General features: G+C 41.2%; 15 protein-coding genes. 4 read left to right on the forward strand and 11 right to left on the reverse strand.

Translation table 11 applies throughout. The annotated features are described in order from the left end of the window. Window positions 1–53: 53 nt before the first annotated feature. The 5 genes from E4T88_RS18265 to E4T88_RS06715 all read right to left on the reverse strand — a co-directional run bounded on the left by E4T88_RS18265 (window position 54) and on the right by E4T88_RS06715 (window position 4,477). Window positions 54–902 carry a hypothetical protein gene (locus E4T88_RS18265; protein WP_228093786.1) on the reverse strand — a complete coding sequence of 283 codons (849 nt, stop codon included), beginning with the start codon at window positions 900–902 and terminating at the stop codon, window positions 54–56. 123 nt (window positions 903–1,025) lie between these two features. Then, on the reverse strand, window positions 1,026–1,823 hold the full coding sequence (locus E4T88_RS06700) for a Cof-type HAD-IIB family hydrolase (protein ID WP_135104699.1): 798 nt from the start codon (window positions 1,821–1,823) through the stop codon (window positions 1,026–1,028). Window positions 1,824–1,946: 123 nt separating this feature from the next. Next, window positions 1,947–2,369 carry a hypothetical protein gene (locus E4T88_RS06705; protein WP_135104700.1) on the reverse strand — a complete coding sequence of 141 codons (423 nt, stop codon included), beginning with the start codon at window positions 2,367–2,369 and terminating at the stop codon, window positions 1,947–1,949. 252 nt (window positions 2,370–2,621) lie between these two features. Beyond that, window positions 2,622–3,368, reverse strand: a complete 747-nt coding sequence (gene lptB, locus E4T88_RS06710) for an LPS export ABC transporter ATP-binding protein (RefSeq protein WP_374043269.1) — start codon at window positions 3,366–3,368, stop codon at window positions 2,622–2,624. Between the two features lie 89 nt (window positions 3,369–3,457). Then, window positions 3,458–4,477 (reverse strand): branched-chain amino acid aminotransferase, encoded by a 1,020-nt coding sequence (locus E4T88_RS06715; protein WP_135104701.1) that lies wholly within the window; start codon window positions 4,475–4,477, stop codon window positions 3,458–3,460. A 253-nt stretch (window positions 4,478–4,730) separates the two neighbouring features. On the opposite strand from E4T88_RS06715, the gene E4T88_RS06720 reads away from it, so the two are divergent. Then, window positions 4,731–5,471, forward strand: a complete 741-nt coding sequence (locus E4T88_RS06720; protein WP_228093788.1) for a CPBP family intramembrane glutamic endopeptidase — start codon at window positions 4,731–4,733, stop codon at window positions 5,469–5,471. Between the two features lie 464 nt (window positions 5,472–5,935). On the opposite strand, the gene def is transcribed toward E4T88_RS06720, so the two are convergent. Next, complete coding sequence (gene def / locus E4T88_RS06725; RefSeq protein WP_135104703.1) at window positions 5,936–6,508, reverse strand: peptide deformylase; 573 nt, start codon at window positions 6,506–6,508, stop codon at window positions 5,936–5,938. 322 nt (window positions 6,509–6,830) lie between these two features. On the opposite strand from def, the gene E4T88_RS06730 reads away from it, so the two are divergent. The 3 genes from E4T88_RS06730 (at window position 6,831) to E4T88_RS06740 (ending at window position 9,002) form a co-directional block, all read left to right on the forward strand. Then, window positions 6,831–7,319, forward strand: coding sequence for an RNA polymerase sigma factor (locus E4T88_RS06730; RefSeq protein ID WP_135104704.1), 489 nt, complete (start codon window positions 6,831–6,833; stop codon window positions 7,317–7,319). 9 nt (window positions 7,320–7,328) lie between these two features. Next, window positions 7,329–7,937 (forward strand): hypothetical protein, encoded by a 609-nt coding sequence (locus E4T88_RS06735; protein WP_135104705.1) that lies wholly within the window; start codon window positions 7,329–7,331, stop codon window positions 7,935–7,937. Between the two features lie 147 nt (window positions 7,938–8,084). Beyond that, window positions 8,085–9,002 carry a TraB/GumN family protein gene (locus tag E4T88_RS06740; RefSeq protein ID WP_135104706.1) on the forward strand — a complete coding sequence of 306 codons (918 nt, stop codon included), beginning with the start codon at window positions 8,085–8,087 and terminating at the stop codon, window positions 9,000–9,002. Window positions 9,003–9,096: 94 nt separating this feature from the next. Here the strand turns inward: E4T88_RS06740 and E4T88_RS06745 are convergent, their stop codons facing one another. From E4T88_RS06745 to E4T88_RS06765, 5 genes are all read right to left on the reverse strand, one after another. Beyond that, window positions 9,097–9,480: a DUF2752 domain-containing protein gene (locus E4T88_RS06745; RefSeq protein ID WP_135104707.1), complete on the reverse strand. Its 384-nt coding sequence runs from the start codon at window positions 9,478–9,480 to the stop codon at window positions 9,097–9,099. 12 nt (window positions 9,481–9,492) lie between these two features. After that, on the reverse strand, window positions 9,493–10,050 hold the full coding sequence (locus E4T88_RS06750; protein WP_135104708.1) for a CD225/dispanin family protein: 558 nt from the start codon (window positions 10,048–10,050) through the stop codon (window positions 9,493–9,495). A 28-nt stretch (window positions 10,051–10,078) separates the two neighbouring features. Then, window positions 10,079–12,463 carry a transglycosylase domain-containing protein gene (locus tag E4T88_RS06755; protein ID WP_135104709.1) on the reverse strand — a complete coding sequence of 795 codons (2,385 nt, stop codon included), beginning with the start codon at window positions 12,461–12,463 and terminating at the stop codon, window positions 10,079–10,081. Between the two features lie 183 nt (window positions 12,464–12,646). Next, window positions 12,647–15,085, reverse strand: coding sequence for a replication restart helicase PriA (gene priA / locus E4T88_RS06760; protein WP_135104710.1), 2,439 nt, complete (start codon window positions 15,083–15,085; stop codon window positions 12,647–12,649). 9 nt (window positions 15,086–15,094) lie between these two features. Next, entirely contained in the window at window positions 15,095–15,712 is a 618-nt protein-coding gene (locus E4T88_RS06765) for an outer membrane beta-barrel protein (protein WP_135104711.1), read from the reverse strand. Window positions 15,713–16,187: the final 475 nt, after the last annotated feature.

The following is a 16,187-nucleotide window of genomic DNA, read 5'->3' on the forward strand; positions in this document are numbered from 1 at the left end:
AAGAGGTGGAAGGGATTTTCGCCTCTTTTTACTTGTTTTAGGACGAGATATTGTTATTTACTTTCTAATTGTTCAATCCGATTATTTTGTTGGTTGACTTGATGTTGTAAATTTTTGTTCTGTTTTTCTAGCTCTATTACATACAAGGTTAGTTCTTCAATTTTTTGTAGAAGTTTTGTTTGCATCTCTATTACATTGACACCTTCTTTCAAAACTTCTTTTTCGGAAGGGATATTAGGAAGGTGTTTGTTATCATTGATGTATTTTTCGACATATTGTAATGATGGTAAATTATAATTTTTGTCAAATACAAAATCAGACCATCCTGTTGCTTCTATTTTTACTTCTTTGGCACGGATAGTACCGTTGACATCTAGTTTTCCTCCTAATATGTTATTTCCTATACTAACATCTCCTGCAAATTTATTTTTATAAGGAACAAGAGTTTGTTCTTTTCCTCCCAAAGGTTCATCAATAACTCTCCACCCCTCAAAATGGGCAGGTAGGCTATTGGGATAAGCCGGAGAAAATGCACTGATAGTAAATCGTTGTTGATATTCTCTAAAATCCATAAAAATAGTTATTTTATCATCCTCATTGGATAAATAAATAGGAGGAGTTGATGACCCGAAAGAAGTAGCACTCATTCGAACAAATTTACTTTTCCATACATAAAATACCAAGTTAATATTAATGACTTCGGAGAGGTCATAATTATAGCCTTCTATCTTAATCACTGGCATTCCATTCCCTCCTTCAAAAGGAATGTTAGTTTTGATTTTAATTCCATAATTAGGACTAGCTATTTTATGATAATTTACAATGTTAAGATAATTTTGACTATAGACATGTGTTGTTCCCAGTAATATAACCAGTAGTAAAGCAAATATCAGTTTTTTCATAACAGTAGATGTATTTGTTAATAAATTATATATTCTTCGATTCTAATATACTAGAAGATATTTTTAAATAAAGACTGTTGAATATCGTAAAAAATATAGACAAAATACTATAATATATAGATTTTAAAGACTCTTATTTCCTTTTACCAACCCAAAATGCCTTAATGCATTTGCAACGCCATTATCATCTATATCATCGGTAACGTAGTCGGCAGCAGCTTTTACATCGTCTCCGGCATTACCCATCGCTATGCCGATAGCCACGTGACGAAGCATTTCTATATCGTTGCCTCCATCGCCAAAAGCCATTGTTTCGGACTTATGGATACCGAAATGTTCGAGAAATTTATCTATCCCTGTGCTCTTGTTTATCCCCTTGATATTTACATCGGCAAATGTAGGATGCCATCGGCTGGCATGGCAACTTACCAATGCTTCGTTCATTATCCTTTTTTCTAACGCATGGTCTACATACAGGTTTACTTGTAGAACCTCTTGATCTATCAGTTCCTCAAGGTTTCTTACAGGAGGCACATTTACCTTCACAAGGTTAGCTATCTTTTCTACATTGCTGTCTATATAGTTTACAAACGAACCTTCGTTGAGCATGAAGGCTAAAGGAAATTTTACTTCGTTTTGTTGATACTCGATCAGTGATTTCAGCTCTTCTTTGGGGATCAGCTTTTTGAAGATAACATCATGATCGGTAGTTACACAATACGCTCCGTTTACGGTTATAAAGCCATCAAACTCCAAGTCGCCCAGATTTTGTATCTGTTTTCTCAAGCGACCTGTGGCAACGAAAACCTTGATGCCTTGTCTCTTTACTTCGTTGATAGCATCGATTGTAGATTGTGGAACCGAGTGTGTCTTAAAACTTAATAGCGTGCCGTCTATATCAAAAAAAATAGCTTTTGTCATAATGTTTTAGGATAGATTGCAAAGGTAATGTTTTTGTAGTGATAATAAAATCGCAGGGTAGAGTGGGAAATAAAAAAGCGCCTGAATATTCAGACGCTTTTGATCTTGTTTTATGAGTAAATTTCAATAATAATTTGCGAAAACAATTGGGCGGGTACTAGCTGCAACTCCGTTTACTTTGCTGAGTAGCATTATTACTGTAGGGTAATTGGTTAAATAGATTTCGATAGGAGAGTATCCCTGAGGCAGATTTACTGTCATGTAAGTAATCATCGTATTCGTATTGGGCACATAGCAGCTCATATAATTTGACCAATCTATCACCTTATATCCGGCTGCACTGTACGAAAAAGAAGGATGCTTGCTTGTTCTCAATTCGAAAATAACAGTTGACGGCTGGCTGCTATAAACATCAGCAGTTACTTTTGATTTGTCAGAACTCAGCTTGTCATTTGTGAAAAATACGTCGACTGACTGGGCTTTCAGGCTACTGCATGTAATTGTAAATACAAAAACAGCGATTAATGTGTACAAAGCTTTTTTCATGATAACTTAATTTAGCGTTAAACATAGAATTTTATGTGTCTTGAAATTAGTAATAATTGTCTGGAAATAAGGGTGGTGTAAGCCTGGATATGACTTTTTGTAGGATGTGACTCGTGATAAGATATTGTAGTGTAATTGTTTAGTCTTCTTTTGTTTGTGTTGCAATATGACTTTTTTTTATACGTTATAGATTTCAGCAATAAAAAAAGCGCAGATTATATCAATCTGCGCTCTCTGTTATTTTTTATTCTGCTATTTCAAATGTTCAAAATTGCGTCGTTTGAGCTGGAAGTCACGTCCGAGATATTTCTCTCTTACCGTTTCATTTTCAGCTAATTGCTCGGCACTTCCTTGGAACAATACCTTCCCTTCGAACAAAAGATATGCACGGTCGGTGATACTCAGTGTTTCGTCCACATTGTGGTCGGTGATGAGAATCCCGATGTTCTTATATTTCAGTTTTGCCACAATTTCCTGAATGTCTTGCACGGCAATAGGGTCTACCCCCGCAAAAGGCTCGTCAAGCATGATAAATTTAGGATCGATAGCCAGACAGCGGGCAATTTCCGAGCGGCGGCGTTCACCTCCCGATAGCCTGTCTCCCAGATTCTTGCGAACCTTGTGCAACCCAAACTCATCGATGAGGCTTTCCAGCTTTTCTTTCTGATACTCGGATGATGTTTTTGTCATTTCCAGTACCGACCGGATATTGTCTTCCACAGTCATCTTGCGAAAGATGGAGGCTTCCTGTGCCAGATAGCCGATGCCATGTTGCGCCCGCTTGTAAACAGGGAACTTGGTTATCTCCGTATCGTTGAGGAAAATCTTGCCTTCGTTGGGCATCACCAATCCTACGGTCATGTAGAACGTTGTGGTTTTTCCTGCACCGTTGGGGCCTAGCAAGCCCACAATCTCGCCCTGCTTCACATCTATCGAGACGTGATTTACGACAGTACGCGACGAGTATCGCTTTACAAGGTCTTCGGTGCGTAGCACCATCCTCTCGGTGGGTTGTATATTGTTATCTTCTGCCATTATTCAATTACTATTGTAGACAAGCAAACAAGTTGTTAGGATTGTATACCCGATCAGTCGAGAACTGTTACCCAGCCGTGTGTGTCGGGTTCGTCTCCCTGCTGTATCGCTCTCAGCTTGTTGTACAGCTTGGTGCTTACAGGACCTGCGTTACCATCTTTAGATATCACATACGACTTGTTTTCGTCCAGATCATCTACTCTTAGTATCGGGCTGATTACGGCAGCTGTACCCACTTGTCCCGCTTCTTCGAATGTCGCCAATTCGTCTTCATGTATCTGACGGCGTTCTACCTTCATTCCCATATCTTCGGCCAGTTGCATCAGGCTCTTGTTGGTGATGGAAGGAAGTATCGAGCTCGAAAGCGGTGTGATATATGTATTGTTTTTTATTCCGAAGAAATTTGCAGGGCCGCATTCGTCAAGATATTTCTTTTCTCTGGCATCGAGATACAAAACGGCAGAATACCCCATTTCGTGTGCTTTGTGTCCTGCTACGAGGCTGGCTGCATAGTTGCCACCTACCTTGATTGTGCCTGTACCCAGCGGTGCAGCACGGTCGTATCCTCGCAGGATGGCAACCGGGGTAGGTTTAAACCCTTCCTTGAAGTATGGGCCTACAGGGGTAACAAATACGAGAAACATGTATTCGGCAGCAGGTTTCACGCCCACCTGTGCACTTGTGCCTATCAGTAGCGGACGGATATATAAAGAAGCTCCGCTTCCGTATGGCGGAACAAATTTTTCGTTCAGTTTTACAGCTTTTAATACTGTTTCTTCAAAAACTTCGACAGGAAGCTCGGCCATCATAATACCATGACATGAAGAAATCATACGCAAAGCATTATCGCGCATTCTGAAAATTCGGATTTTCCCGTCTTTGCCTCTAAACGCTTTGAGTCCTTCAAATGCTTCTTGTCCGTAGTGGAGGCAAGTGGCAGCTATATGAATGTCAATACTCTCAGAAGTAGTTTCGGTTGGTGTACTCCATTTTCCATCTTTGTAATGGCTTCTTACATTATAATCTGTCTTCATGTACCCGAAAGACAAATTAGACCAGTCTATCCCATTCATGTCGATAAAAGTTTAAATCAATACTTTCGATAAATTGTTTATATCACAAAAGTACAATTTTCATCGATATTCAGGCGATGTTTTTTCTTATTAAGTAAATATTTAAGCTCATTTTTCAGATTTTAGGAGTTTCTTCTTTTGGAGATGATATTTAAAATGTATTTTTATTGCCATGCTCACAAGTGAAGAATCTTATGTCAGAATAGAAAAAGATCCTTCATTTATACTTTCAATCGTAATACTTATTTTAATTATGGAATCACTACACAAAATATGGTCACGTTATTTCAGCTATAATTGGCAATTTGGTCTTGCGCTAATTCTGTTGTTTGGTGTTCCTCGTTTTATTTTGGTGTTGGATGCGAACATGTCGGGCGGATATGGCACAGCTTTTATCATCTTTTTCATCATGTGGTTCACCCCTTTTATTTTTCTCACTCGGAAGGGCAGGAGAGAAATTGGCTTTAAGCGTCCTAACAATTACCTTCGTTTGCTTTATTCTTTTGCCTTAGGCGCATTGGCGTGCGGAGCTATATACGGGCTGTTTTATCTTTTTTATGGCAATACAATCAGCAATTCGCTTGTCTATATCTCGAAAGCCAGCACGTCTGTCGTGTTGGACGATAGTCATCGGCTTATCTTCTTCCTTATTGCAGCTATACCGAGTATGCTATTCAGCCCTATCGGCGAAGAATTTCTGTACAGAGGGGTAATACACGGTAGCTTTGTACCCAAGTTTGGCGAAACGAAGGCTTCTCTCTTTGATAGCCTCGCTTTTGCATTAACGCATTTGGCTCATTTCGGAATCATTTTTGATGCAGGGGTGTGGAAATTGCTTCCTGTTCCGGCACTGTTGTGGATACTGTCAATGTTTGCTGTCAGTCGACTATTTTTTGCGTGCAAGCAGATGTGTGACTCTATATTTGGAGCTGTGCTGTCGCATGCCGGATATAACTTTGCGATGATGTACTTTATCTTTTATCACATCTTATGACTTGTTTTTTGCCGCTATAAATTCAACACATTGACAATATTTCTTTCTCTACGATGAGTTCTCCAAATAGCGGAAACGCTTTTCTAATGCCCTTTCTGCTGTAAATATTTATAAATGTTTACACCTTTTGTTGCTTCTTGAGGGTGTTTTCGCAACATAGGAAAATGATCGGTAATTTTTAGTAAACAGCTTTTATTTCCAAAGAATACATTCGAAAAAACAGCTTTATATAATTTGCTTGTGTGGAGAAAAGTTGTGGTCAGGATTTATAATAGTTAACATAAGTGCAAAATGAATACTATACTTTTGCTTTACAGTCTTACTTTAGACGACGATTATGTTAACTTTCTAATCTTAATACGAACACATACAAAACTATATTCGTCAAAAAAAAGAGTAAATCATTTCCTTGATTTACTCTTTTTGCTTTTATGTTGTCGATTGTTTTTCTTCAAATGGCGGCATCAATCCTCTTTCTGAACCTCAGGAGAAACGGCAGTAGCCAGTCTGTCGGTAAACAATATACCTTGCAGGTGGTCGTACTCGTGCTGAAATATCACGCCCGTAAAGTCTGCGCCACGTGAGCCGCCGCTTAGTCTTTCTTTTATAAGCGTTCCGTTATCGTCGTAATACTCCACATCTACCCATGTGTAGCGATTCGTTGTGCCCGATAGTTCCGGCACAGAAAGGCATCCGTCTCTTTCGAAGAGGAATGTCTCAGCCGAATGACCTACAATACGTGGATTGATGGCTACTTGCACAGGCATTCCTTTTTGGTCGATACGCAAGAAAAGGAACAGGTTGCGCCCGATACCCACCTGCGGAGCTGCTATTCCTACTCCCGACTCTACGGCAAGTGTCATTTGCAGGCGGTCGATAAGTAGTTGCAGGTCTTTGTTGGTCGCAATGTTCTTCGCATCCAGATCGATGCTTTTTTTTCTGAGGAAAAGAGAATCTTTTTGGTTGTCGGTTTGTAATACTCTGAACGGAGTATCTGCACTTCCGCTATTTATCAGTGATTTTTCGTTGCTTGTCATAAACTTAACAGATTTACACGCGGATATGCTAAACAAAATAATCAGCAAGTATACTATCTTTTTCATTATATCCGATGTTTGTATTTTTTTGCAAAGATATGAAAAATGACTAGTACATAACAAAAAATATATCTTACAGTAGAGGCTATTCTTGTGATTAACCGAATTGAGAACATGCCCCTAGCAACAAGCTTTTACATTCAATTTTTTTGTTACCGCTTCATATTTTCATCATCTATTCGTGATTAAACATTAAAAAATTCCTAATATTGTGACAAATCGCACACTTTTGCGACATATATAATAAAGCGACTTCTAATAGATGAAAGAAACGAAGGAAAGGGATGAGCAATTCTTAGAGATGATACGCCAAAACGAGGGTATTATCTTCAAGGTAGCTTCCTTCTATGTCGACAAAGAGCATCCGATCGGCGATCTTTATCAAGAAGTCGTACTCAACCTATGGAAAGGGTATCCGTCGTTCAGGGGCGAAAGCAAGTATTCGACCTGGATATATAGGATTGCGCTCAATACCTGTGTGTCTTTCTATCGCAGGAATAGAATTAATGTTTCCTATGTAGATATATCGACAGATATTCCCGACGTGGTAGACAACAATGAAGAAATACAAGAATTGTACAAATTAATCAACCGTTTAGGAAAAATCGAACGCGCCCTAGTCTTACTCTATCTCGACGATAAACCGTACAAGGAGATAGCCGAAATCACAGGGCTTTCTGTGACAAATGTGGCAACCAAACTGAGCCGCATAAAAGATAAGTTGAAGCAGATGTCGAATGGAGAAAACTAACCAAATTATATGGATCTCGATAGCATAAAAAAAACGTGGCAAGAAGCGGATATAAAGCCGACAATCGATGAATCAAAGATTCAGAAAATGTTGGATAATAAGGGGAAAAGCGCTTATGCAAATTTATTGAAGTATGACAAGTGCTTTCTGTGGCTGCTCATACCTTGTGTGTTTGCAGGAGTCTTGTTCTATTGTATGCATCCTCTGCCCGGTATCCTTTATTTTGCATTGCTTATCCCGGCATTTTTCTGGCAGCTGTATAAGATCAGCTACCTGAAGAAGGCGGATGTGTCTAAAATGGGAATACTGGAAATATCGAAGGGGGTGACGCGCTACAAGAAATTCTTGGTGTACGAAATTATTATAGGAGCGGTGTGGATAGTCGCTTTCTCGGTGTCGTATATATATTATGGTCTGCCGAGTATGTTTCCTAAGCTGATGGGGCGATATTCGTCCGACGGCGAGTCGTCGTTTATGCTCTTGTTGCTTATCTTTATGATTGCATCTACGATGGTTTTCTCTTTCCTTATCTATAAATATTTGTACTTGAATAATATAAGGAAGATACAAGATTCGATACGGGAAATAGAAGATTTTGAGAAAGATAATGTTGACTGAATAATAAGAATATCCTCTTTGTCATTTTGAAAGAACTGAATTGAAAATCGGCATAGCCAAAAATCTCTTGCCGTAAGAAATACTTCTAGTCGTCAGCATGATAAAATATAAATAACCTTTGTAAGAAACTTAACGAATAAATGTAATATGAAAAATCTGGTCGCAACATTTTTTGCACTGATACTATTTGTAGCTGCTACCACGCTCACAGCTCAGAACGAAACGAAGTATGATAACGCTTTGCTTTGGAAGGTTTCGGGCAATGGGCTATCAAAGCCTTCTTATATACTTGGTACGCACCATCTGGCACATGTGAGCTATGTAGATAGCATTCCGGGGCTAAGAAGTGCCATGGAAACTACCGAACAAACGGTGGGCGAACTTCTGATGTCTGATCAGACAGCGATGCAGGCCAAACTGCAACAGGCGGCGATGATGCCGGCAGGCGAAAGTTATGCAGCTTTGTTGTCTCCCGACGACTATACTAAGCTGGATAATGGATTGAAAGAGCTTTTCGGTGTTGGTCTCAGTCAGTTTGGGCAACTCAAACCCGGCATGCTTTCTATGTTGTACACCATCACGTTATATACAAAGTTTTATCCTGAGTTTAACCCGATGGCACACGAGGCTATCGATGGATATGTGCAACGCATAGCGACAGAGAAAGGAAAAACCGTTGTTGGTCTCGAAACTGTCGAAGATCAGATTTATGCTCTGTTCGATGCCGAACCGTTGAAAGATCAGGCTGTTTCATTGGCATGCTATGTAGTGAACAGCGACAAGGCAAAAGATATGTTGGATAAACTGAATGCATACTACAAGGCAGGACAGCTGACAAATATGTACAACCTTGCTTTTAATAATCCCGACGATCCGTGTGGTGTATCACAAAAGTCGCAAAACGCTCTGAATAAAGACCGTAATGACAAGTGGATCGCAAAACTTCCTGAGATAATGAAAAATAAATCGAGCCTCATTGCCGTAGGTGCATTGCACCTTGCCGACAAGGACGGTTTGCTCGCTCAGCTTGCTGCTAAAGGATACACAGTAGAAGCTGTGAAATAAAAGATATACTTTATTTTCTTCCCCCTTCATTAGATTCACTCTTTTCTATTGGAGGGGGAAATTGTATCCGGTGGCTTGCTATCCCTGTTATATATTATGAAAAGCTGATATTCCTCCCTATCCAGAAAAGCACAATCAGTATAAGAACTATAACAATAGCCCTTTTTCCGAATAGTATCTTCCGTGCGGTCGGAAATTTTTCTTTACCGCCAAAGTATTCGAAATAAATTCCAATGATAAGATAGGGAATTGCCAGTATAAGGAGAGGGTTGCTCGCAAACGCATCTTTCAGCCTAAAGTGTAGTAAATGATGTATGGCTCGTTGAGAACCGCAGCCCGGACAGTCGAACCCTGTGATCCGATGAAAAGGGCATTGCGGAAAATATGCCGATTCTGCGGGACTGAACAGAAAGTATATAATTGTGGCAAGCAGTAGTACGCAGCCTATCACAATAACTCTGATTAGATATTTTGGCATTGTTTCTCGGTTTTAATACTGCGAAAGAGCTGCAAGCAAACCTAAAATGAACAATAACATATAGATAACAGGCAAGAATGCAATACCCCATAGCGTCCATAGTTTGGCCTTGCGTGATGCTTCTTGTGATGCTTCATATTCTCTCTTGCCATACAGCGTTTCTACCTTCACGGCATAAAATATTCCAACAAGGCTTATCGGCGAACAACAAAATATAGTAAGTAATATCGATTCTATAAGCCAATTCTTGGGCATGGGTATTATGCCATCCCACTTGTGCTGATCGTCATATTGGTATCGCTGCCCGCTGTTATATGTCGGGTTTTGTCTATTCTGCTGCTGTCGTATTGGAGGAGGTGTCTGCTGTTCTTCTCTACGGTCTTGCGGTGCATTAGCTTTAGTGTCGAAAAGGAAATTCAGTTCCTGCAACGTTCCGGCTTCAGCCCAGTCTGCCATCCCCGAACGCCAAACGATTGTTTCGGGGCTGATATTCTTCCGAAGTAACTCGTTTGAAGTAAAGGGGCCGCATTGCAACTTCGATATATCATCGATGTAGTAATATTTCAGCATAAAGTCTAGGCCGGATTATAGCCGGTTTTTACTTAAACATTTCGTCTATCTGAGCCGGAGGCGGTGCATCCTGAACTTCTTCGTCGCTGCTCTTGTCGCAAACACCATATCCCGGTACACTCTCAAACTGGTCTCCCTGACTATAACCGAGTCGCTTGTCTGCAAATACTTTTTTGAAGAACAGACCTACTATCGGCAGAGCCATGCTGGCTCCCTGTCCGTCAGTCGTGCGGTCGAAGTGTATAGAGCGGTCTTCTCCACCTACCCAGCATCCGGTAGAAAGTTTAGGTGTGAATCCCATAAACCATCCGTCGGAGTTATTTTGTGTTGTTCCTGTTTTTCCTCCCATTGGCGCTGTTATGCCATAGTTGCGTCTGATGCGTCCGCCTGTACCGCCATCCACTACTCCGCGAAGCATGTCGAGCATCTTCACATATGTACTTTCGCTGAACACTTCGTCCATCTTCGGAGCGAAGGCTGCATCAGCTATTATATTGCCAAAGGCGTCTTCGATGCGGGTTACATATACAGGGTTGGAACGTATTCCTTTGTTAGCAAAAGAGGTATAAGCGGCAACCATTTCCGATACAGACACATCGTGTGTACCCAGTGCCATAGAAACCACAGGGTCTATGCGTCCGGTGATACCAAAAGAGTGCAACATACGTGCAAAGGCATACGGTGTGGTACGTCCCATGAGGTAAGCCGTAACAAGGTTGTCGGAGTTTTGCAGCCCCCATTTGATGGTGACCGTTTCGCCAAACATAGAAGCTCGCCCTCCTCTCGGAGTCCACTCTTTACCTGTTTCGGCAATGAGGGTTTGAGGCACATATAGCATCTGGTCGCAAGGCGTCATTCCGCTTTCCATCGACAGGGTGTAAAGGAATGGTTTGATGGTCGAACCTATTTGTCGGCGTCCCATGTTCACCATATCATACTGGAAGAACTTAAAGTCTATTCCTCCCACATAAGCTTTTACATATCCGTTGTGATTATCCATCGCCATAAAGCCCGAACGCAGGAAGCTTTTGTGATAGCGTATAGAGTCCCAAGGGGTCATTGTAGTATCTACTTCTCCTTTCCAAGAGAATACTTTCATATCTACAGGCTTCTTGAATATCTGTAGTATTTCTTTGTCGGACATGCCTTCATTTTTCAGAGCCTTGTACCTGTCGCTAATCTTCATGGCACGATATAGCAATGTGTCTACATCTTTGGCTACCGAGTAGGAGAACGGAGCATACGAGCGACCTCTCTTTTCTTTATCGAAGTCGGGTTGTAGTTCCTTGCTGAGGTGTTCTGCCATTGCCTCTTCGGCATACTGCTGCATGCGAGAGTCGATCGTTGTATATATTCTCAGCCCGTCGGTAGAGAGGTTGTAATTAGAGCCGTCCGGTTTTTTATTCTTGTTGCACCATCCGTACAGCGGGTTTGTTTCCCAACTGATAGAATCGAGCACATATTGTTCCATTTGCCACGAAGCGTAATTCGATTTCTTCGGTTTCTTGGCTGTCATAGCCATACGCAGATACTCTCTGAAATAAGGAGCAAGCCCGTCTTTGTGGTCTACCCGTTTGAAGTCGAGTTTCAGTTCTGTTTGTTTCAGAGAGTCGTATTGTTGTTCGGTAATGTAGTCGCTCTTGTACATCTGTTCCAATACCACATTTCTACGACCTTTTGTTCTGTCGGGATATCTTCTCGGGTTGAAGTACGAAGGGTTTTTACACATCCCTATCAGGGTAGCGGCTTCTTCTATCTTGAGCTCTTTTGGTGTTTTGTTGAAGTACACCTGTGCAGCCGACTGGATACCTACAGCATTGTATAGGAAGTCGAACTGATTGAGGTATAGGTTCACTATTTCTTCTTTTGTATAATATCGTTCCAGTTTTACGGCAATAACCCATTCGATAGGCTTGCGTAAAAACACACGTTGAACCCAGTTTTCGGAAGGAGGAGAATAGAGCAGTTTTGCCAGCTGCTGAGGAATGGTACTACCCCCACCGCCACTTTCCTGCATCAGGATACCTCTTTTCACTACGGCTCTCAGTAATGCGTATGCATCAATACCCGAATGTGAATAGAAGCGTGCATCTTCGGTAGCTACCAACGCTTGTACCAGATACGGAGAAAGATCTTCGTAGTTGGAATATATACGGTTGTTTTTTGCAAGGGAATATGTGCCCAACAGTTGCCCATCGGTAGAATATATCTGAGAGGCATATTTGTCAATCGGGTTTTCTAACTCTTCTACATCAGGCATATAGCCGATTGCTCCTATACTGATAAGGGCAAATGTGATGGTGAGTACTCCGATGAAGCAGGCAAACCCGATCCACATCTTTTTTATGATGGTCTTCGGGGTGCGTTTTTTATTTGTCTTATTATTCCTTCTTTGTTTTTCCTTCTCATTCATAAGTGTATGCAAGTCTTTTAACTTGGCGCAAAGTTATATAAAACGTTTCAATAATGCAGATAAAAAAACTTAAATGCTTTTCAATAATTCTTGTTATGTTCGGTAGCGGAAAGCGTTTTTTATATTTGGCTGGAAAAGATCCTTCATTCCGTTCAGGATGATAACCTAACAGCGGGTCTAAATCTACATCGGATCAACATCGTAGTGCAACAACAGCGACTTGAACGCCGGGTTGGCAAATACAAGGGTCTGGCATTGGAAAATACCTTCACGAACCTTCTGTATCGATGCCTGATTTTCGATTTTGAGCATGATGTGACGGATATACAAAGACTGTATGCGTGATACCGGCGGCTTGCCCGGTCCCAACACACGCTCGCCAAAGGTGATGCGCAAGGCTGAGACAAACTCCCGTGCTGCGCTGTCGGTCAGTTGCTCGTCTCTGCCACGTACAACAATGTTTATCAGACGGAAGTAGGGTGGATAACGGAACATTTTTCGTTCTTCTGCTTGCAGTTCGTAAAACGATTCATAGTCGTTTCTCCTTACAAAGCTGATCAACGGGCTACCCGGATGCGAGGTTTGGAGGAAGACCAAGCCCTGTTTGTTCTTTCGTCCGGCACGTCCGCTTACCTGTGTCATGAGTTGGTACGCCCGTTCATATGCTCTGAAGTCGGGATAGTTGAGCATATTGTCGGCGTTGAGTATGCCTACAATGCTTACATTATCAAAGTCTAAGCCTTTGGATACCATCTGCGTACCGATAAGTATATTGGTTTTGTTTTGTTCAAATTCGGAAATAATACGTTCGTACGACCGCTTCCCTCGTGTGGTGTCTAAGTCCATACGTGCAACTGAAGCTTCGGGAAAGAGTTCTGCAACTTCCTCCTCTATCCGTTCCGTACCATAGCCCAGCATGTCGAGCGTAGGGGTATTACAATCGGGGCAAACAGTAGGCACTTTGTATGTTGCTCCACAGTAGTGGCATACCATCATGCGCTGCCCTTTGTGATAGGTGAGGCTTACGTCGCAATTTCGGCAATGCAATGTCCACGAGCAGGTCTTGCACTCGAGCATAGATGCAAATCCACGTCTGTTTTGGAAAAGTATGATCTGTTCTTTTTTGCTTAATGCCTCCTTCATTTTGTCGATGAGGGGAGGAGAGAGGAACGACTTCATTTGTTTCTTCCTTCTCAGCTCTTTGGTGTTAACGACTACTATCTGTGGCAACTCGATATTTTCATATCTCTTGTCCAGCCTTACCAGTCCGTACCTTCCCGTGAGGGCATTGTTGTATGTTTCTAGCGAAGGGGTAGCCGTACCCAACAGCGTTTTGGTGTTGAATAGAGAAGCCAATACGATAGCGGCATTGCGTGCATTGTAGCGGGGGGCAGGGTCTTGCTGCTTGTACGAGCTTTCGTGTTCCTCGTCAACAATCACCAGATCTAAGTCTGTAAAAGGTAGGAATATAGCGGAACGTGCTCCTAAGACAACTTGTATGTCGTTGTTCTTTAGTAGGTTGTTCCAAATTTCGGCTCGCTCGTTATCGTTAAACTTGGAGTGATACACCGCAAGTTTGTTACCAAAAACGGCTTTTAGCCTGTCGGTTATCTGGGTGGTGAGGGCTATTTCGGGCAGAAGGTAAAGTACCTGCTTGCCTTTCTCTATTGCCTCCTTTATAAGTTGTATGTATATTTCTGTCTTTCCGCTCGATGTGACGCCAAAGAGCAGGGTAATATCTTTTTCCTTGAATGAATCTTTTATCTCCTCAAGGGCTTTTCGCTGATATTCGTTCAGTTCCGAAGCGGCATCTATATTGGTATCGCCATAGTCGAAACGGCTGACTTCGTATTCGTATCTTTCGAGGAATCCTTTTTTCAGCAGTTCAGACAATACGCTAGCCGAAGTATCTGCTTCTTCGAGCAGTGTTTTCTTTAGCACAAGGGGAGTCTCGTCCTTCATAAACAGGAAGGTAGAAAACAAGTGCTGTTGCTTTTTTGCTCTACCCAGCTCGTCCATTATCGCATTTAGCTCTTCTTCGCTGTATTGACGGGTGAGGCGTATGGCTGTTTGGCTCTTTACGGTATATGTGTCTTGTATGTTTTCGCTGATGTATGCCGCTTTTTTGTCTACCAAGGTTTTGATTGCAGTTACGGCATTCGATATTCCCGCTTGCTTTTCTATCTCGGCTATCGTTTTGGCTTTGTCGGACGAAAGGCAGTAGAATACTTTCTGTTCGTTGGCGGTAAGCGGTTCGGAAGTCTCAAAGTCGGCATTGAGCAAAACGTGTGTTTCGCTTTCCAGTTTCAGGGCAGAGGGTAGTGCCGCACGATATACATCGCCCAGCGAACACATATAATACATAGCCACCCATTCCCAGAACTTTAGCTGGAGAGGGGTGGCTATCGGATATTCTTCGAGCACGGTAACAATGTCTTTTACCGGCTGTGATAATTTTTCTTTTTCGTATATCTGAAAAACAATGGCTGTGTAAAACTTCTTTTTGCCAAACTGTACAATAACTCTACTCCCTGCGTATACCGATTTTTTAAATTCTAAAGGAATAGCGTAAGTGTAAGTCCCTTGTAGCGGCAAGGGTAGTATTACATCAGCATACAGCATTTTTGTTTATCAGAAGTAGTAATTGAGTCCTACGGTCCAGTATTGGTTTTTCTTGTTTTGGAACGTATCGGCATCCATGTATTCTTCTTTATAATTGTTTGTCAGGTCGCCACGGAAGTACATTCCCAAATCGATGTTTCTGAATAAAGTAACTCCTGCTCCTGCACCCAATCCGAAGATAAAGTTTTTGTGCTTGAAAGCGTTAACCACTTCGTTTGCATTTTTAGCATTGTCGTCACCCACTTTCACGTTGCCATATACTCCACCTGTAACAAACAAGCCCAAAGGACCTAGCTTGATACGTTGCTTTAAGTTGATAGGCACGCTTATATAATTATAGTCGGATAGAGACGCATTGTCTTGCTTTTCACTGATCTTATATTCTTTATGTCCGTACAGAACAGAGATGTCTCCCCCGAATCCCGAAATAGGAACTACAAATTCGGCGGTAGGGCCTATCTGGAAGCCTAATCGGTTGCTGGCCTTCAATATATCGGTATTCAGCTTGTTGCTGGCTACATCTACACCTCCCCTTACACCTAAACGAAACTGGGCTGAGGCAGTATTAATACTCAGTACGCAAATAAGTACAAAGAGTGCTAGCGATACTAATTGTTTTGTTTTCATACGTAATACCTTTTATTAACTCTTTTTTTATAACACATAAATAGAGAGAGAAGTTCGTTTGTGCCCGATTGCTTTATAAAATGTTTTCTGAATAAATTGGTGGAATTTCTGATTTTCGAAAGTATTCTGATATTCATTACTCGCATTTTACAGTTTACGAAAATAGTTAAAATTTACAAACAAACAAATTATATGTAGATAATTTTTAATGATTTGTTTATAAGTTGATTACATACCCTTCTGTATGCGATGTTTAGTATGGCTTTAGCTCAATTTTAGATATAAACTACACAGTATAACCGTTGTTATAAACTATCTTTCGGGGAAATATCTTAAGAACTCCTCATGTTTATAACGCTATTCGAACCGGCATATTGTTTATTTGTAGTTAAAGAAAGGGTTAAAATGTATTCTTGTCTTCTCTCATACTCCATAACTTCTGCATAACAAAAAATACAGTAACCCTACAAAGAAA

The organism is Dysgonomonas mossii (assembly GCF_004569505.1).
Lineage (GTDB): Bacteria > Bacteroidota > Bacteroidia > Bacteroidales > Dysgonomonadaceae > Dysgonomonas.

Bases quoted from the DNA above. Each gene is read 5' to 3' on its own strand.
- E4T88_RS18265 (WP_228093786.1), bottom strand. From the start codon at position 902: ATGAAAAAACTGATATTTGCTTTACTACTGGTTATATTACTGGGAACA.
- E4T88_RS06700 (WP_135104699.1), bottom strand. From the start codon at position 1,823: ATGACAAAAGCTATTTTTTTTGATATAGACGGCACGCTATTAAGTTTT.
- E4T88_RS06705 (WP_135104700.1), bottom strand. From the start codon at position 2,369: ATGAAAAAAGCTTTGTACACATTAATCGCTGTTTTTGTATTTACAATT.
- lptB (WP_374043269.1), bottom strand. From the start codon at position 3,368: ATGGTGCTACGCACCGAAGACCTTGTAAAGCGATACTCGTCGCGTACT.
- E4T88_RS06715 (WP_135104701.1), bottom strand. From the start codon at position 4,477: ATGAATGGGATAGACTGGTCTAATTTGTCTTTCGGGTACATGAAGACA.
- E4T88_RS06720 (WP_228093788.1), top strand. From the start codon at position 4,731: ATGGAATCACTACACAAAATATGGTCACGTTATTTCAGCTATAATTGG.
- def (WP_135104703.1), bottom strand. From the start codon at position 6,508: ATGACAAGCAACGAAAAATCACTGATAAATAGCGGAAGTGCAGATACT.
- E4T88_RS06730 (WP_135104704.1), top strand. From the start codon at position 6,831: ATGAAAGAAACGAAGGAAAGGGATGAGCAATTCTTAGAGATGATACGC.
- E4T88_RS06735 (WP_135104705.1), top strand. From the start codon at position 7,329: ATGGATCTCGATAGCATAAAAAAAACGTGGCAAGAAGCGGATATAAAG.
- E4T88_RS06740 (WP_135104706.1), top strand. From the start codon at position 8,085: ATGAAAAATCTGGTCGCAACATTTTTTGCACTGATACTATTTGTAGCT.
- E4T88_RS06745 (WP_135104707.1), bottom strand. From the start codon at position 9,480: ATGCCAAAATATCTAATCAGAGTTATTGTGATAGGCTGCGTACTACTG.
- E4T88_RS06750 (WP_135104708.1), bottom strand. From the start codon at position 10,050: ATGCTGAAATATTACTACATCGATGATATATCGAAGTTGCAATGCGGC.
- E4T88_RS06755 (WP_135104709.1), bottom strand. From the start codon at position 12,463: ATGAATGAGAAGGAAAAACAAAGAAGGAATAATAAGACAAATAAAAAA.
- priA (WP_135104710.1), bottom strand. From the start codon at position 15,085: ATGCTGTATGCTGATGTAATACTACCCTTGCCGCTACAAGGGACTTAC.
- E4T88_RS06765 (WP_135104711.1), bottom strand. From the start codon at position 15,712: ATGAAAACAAAACAATTAGTATCGCTAGCACTCTTTGTACTTATTTGC.